At 74.7% G+C, this 2,864-nt stretch carries 2 protein-coding genes; both read right to left on the reverse strand.

Going from position 1 to position 2,864, the window contains the following annotated elements; genetic code table 11:
* Positions 1-110 precede the first annotated feature (110 nt).
* A complete protein-coding gene (locus AAHZ94_RS31975) occupies positions 111-1,148 on the reverse strand; it encodes a DUF389 domain-containing protein (protein ID WP_349997210.1) in 1,038 nt (345 codons plus the stop codon).
* Between the two features lie 255 nt (positions 1,149-1,403).
* The gene (gene coaA, locus AAHZ94_RS31980; protein ID WP_349997211.1) at positions 1,404-2,417 is read right to left on the reverse strand and encodes a type I pantothenate kinase; all 1,014 of its coding nucleotides are present in this window, start codon (positions 2,415-2,417) and stop codon (positions 1,404-1,406) included.
* Between the last annotated feature and the right edge of the window lie 447 nt (positions 2,418-2,864).

Raw genomic sequence — 2,864 nt, forward strand, 5'->3', positions numbered from 1 at the left:
CCCCCCGCCCCGCGGCCGCTCCGGGGGGGGCGGGCGGGGCTCGGGCCCCGGGGGGGGGGGCCCCCGCCCCCGCGGGGGGGGGGGGGGCCGGGGCCCCCCCACCGGCCCCCTCAGGTGGCGGCCGAACTGCCGCCGGGCCCCCGGCCTCGCCTGCCACCGGGACCGTGCCCACTGCCGTGCCCACCATCGGGACCGTGCCCGCCGCCGAAGTGCCCGGCCGGGCGGGCTCTGACGTGCCGGGACCAGTACCAGCGCTGCGTCAGCAGGGTCAGCGTGCCGGCGACGACGATGCCGCCGAGGTTGAGCAGGAGCTGTTCGGTGGAGCCGCGGGCCTGGACCACGTCGCCGTAGCCGAGGGCGACGGCCGCGTTGGCGGCGGCCGGCACGGTGGTCACCGAGATCGCCACGCCGACCAGGGCGCCGGACTTGGCCGAGGTCAGCGAGAGGGTGCCGGCGATGCCGGCGAGGAAGGCCACGACGAAGGAGAACCAGTCGGGCCGGTAGATGAAGTTGGTGTTCGGCCGCTCCGCCTCCACGTCCGCGCGGTGGAAGAGGTCCACCGCGTCCATCGCCAGGCTGAACAGCACCGTCAGCGCCATCGCCGCGGCGAATCCGACCAGCAGCGCGGTCAGCGACCGCAGCGCGAGGCCCGGCGCGCGCCGCACCAGCGCCGTGCACAACCCGGCCAGCGGCCCGAACTCGGGCCCGACCGCCATCGCCCCGACGATCAGGATGGCGTTGTCGAGCACCACACCGCAGGCGGCCAGCATGGTGGCGACGGTCAGGAACGCCAGGAAGGTCACCGAGAGGGTGGATTCCTCGTGGGTGGCCTCGACGAGTTCTTCCCACACCACCGCGTCCGAGCTCTCGCCCGGCGCCTCGGCCTCGGCCTTGTCGGCCCGCCGGGAGAGCGTCAGGTCGATGTTCTCGACGGTGATCGCGCCGGACTCGTCGATGCCGAGTTCGCGCAGCCCGCGCAGCACGTCGTCGGCGGCCTCCCGCGCCACGTCGCACAGCACGAGGTCGCCGACCGGGTTGCGGCCGGCGCCGGCCAGTACGGCCAGATGGGCGGTGCCCACGCTGTGCTCGATGAACGCGATCACCTCGGACGTGCGGTGCGCGGGGACGATCAGCCGCAGGTGCAGCACGGCGGGCTCCTCAGCTCGGCGTGGTCGGTGCCGGTGTCTGTGCGGTTACGTGTGCCGGTGCCGGTGCCGGTGCCGGTGGCGGCACAGGCGCTGGCACCGGGGCTGTGGGGCCCGGCCGGCGCGGCGGGACGTACGACGCCGGGGCCGGCGGGACGTAGAGCGGCGGGCCCGGCCGGCGCACGCCCCGTGCTCCGCGCACGCCCCGTGCTCCGCTCGCGTGCCGCCCCGGCCAGGGCCCCGGCCCTGTTCACAGCTTCACAGCTTCCGCAGCCGCAGCCGCTGCACCTTGTGGTCGGGCCCCTTGCGCAGCACCAGGGTGGCCCGGCCGCGGGTGGGGGCGACGTTCTGTTGCAGGTTGGGCCGGTTGACCGTACGCCAGATCATGCGCGCGTACTCCAGCGCCTCCGGCTCGGACACCTGCGTGTACTTGCGGAAGTACGAGGACGGGTTCTGGAACGCGGTCTCCCTGAGCTGCCGGAACCGGCCCAGGTACCAGCGCTCGATGTCCTCGGTCCTGGCGTCCACGTACACGCTGAAGTCGAAGTAGTCGGCGAGCGCCACCCGCGTCCTGCCGTCCTTGCCGGGCAGTGCGGGTTGCAGCACGTTCAGGCCCTCGACGATGAGGATGTCCGGGCGGCGCACGGTCAGCCGCTGGTCGGGGACGATGTCGTACACCAGGTGCGAGTAGACCGGCGCCGTCACCTCCTCCTTGCCCGCCTTCACGTCGGCCACGAAGCGGGTCAGCGCCCTGCGGTCGTACGACTCGGGGAAGCCCTTGCGGGACATCAGGCCGCGCCGGTGCAGTTCCGCGTTGGGCAGCAGGAAGCCGTCGGTGGTGACCAGCTCCACCCGCGGGTGTTCGGGCCAGCGCGCGAGCAGGGCTTGCAGCAGCCGGGCGGTGGTGGACTTGCCGACCGCGACGCTGCCGGCCACCCCTATGACGAAGGGGGTGCCGCGCTGCGCGGCCTGGCCGCCGCCGGCGTCGCCCAGGAAGGTGTTGAGCGCGCCGCGCAGATTGCTGGTGGCACCGACGTAGAGGTTGAGGAGCCGGGAGAGCGGGAGGTAGACGTCGCGCACTTCGTCGAGGTCGATGACGTCGCCGAGCCCGCGCAGCCGCTCGACCTCGTCGGCCGTCAGCGGCAGTGGCGTCTTCTCGCGCAGCCCGCTCCACTCGGCCCGCGAGAGGTCGACGTACGGGCTCGAATCGGCCCGCCGGGGGCCGCTCTGCGGCCGACTCCCTGGCCGCTGGTCACTCACCGAAGACCTGATCACTGATTCATTGTGGGTTCTCCTGATGCGGCGCGGGGCGTGCGTTCGGTCACGCCGGGCGTGGCGTACGGCGCGCGCCGGGGCCGGACTCGGCCATTCCGGTGGCGGAGCCGTCCGTTCCGCGCCTGGACTGGCGGAGTCTGCGTCTGGAGTGGCGGGTTTCGTGCTCGGAGTGGCGGGTTCCGCGCCGGGGGTGGCGGGGTTCCGCGCTCGGAGTGGTGCGTTCCGGGGGCGGCTCCCGCGCGGGGCAGGAGGCCGCTTGCGCGTGGGGCGGGGAGGGGCGGGGGCGCGAGGGTGCTGCGGTCGGGGCGTGGCGCGGGGTCGCGGACACAGGGTGCGGCGCGCGGCGGTGTCGGGTACGGACCGCGAGGCGCGGCGAGTGTCGGGTACGGGGCGAGTGTCGGGTACGGGGCGCGGCGGCCTGGGGCGTACGGGCGCGTGGGCGCG

The sequence above is a fragment of the Streptomyces sp. HSW2009 genome, assembly GCF_040240285.1.
Classification (GTDB): Bacteria; Actinomycetota; Actinomycetes; order Streptomycetales; family Streptomycetaceae; genus Streptomyces.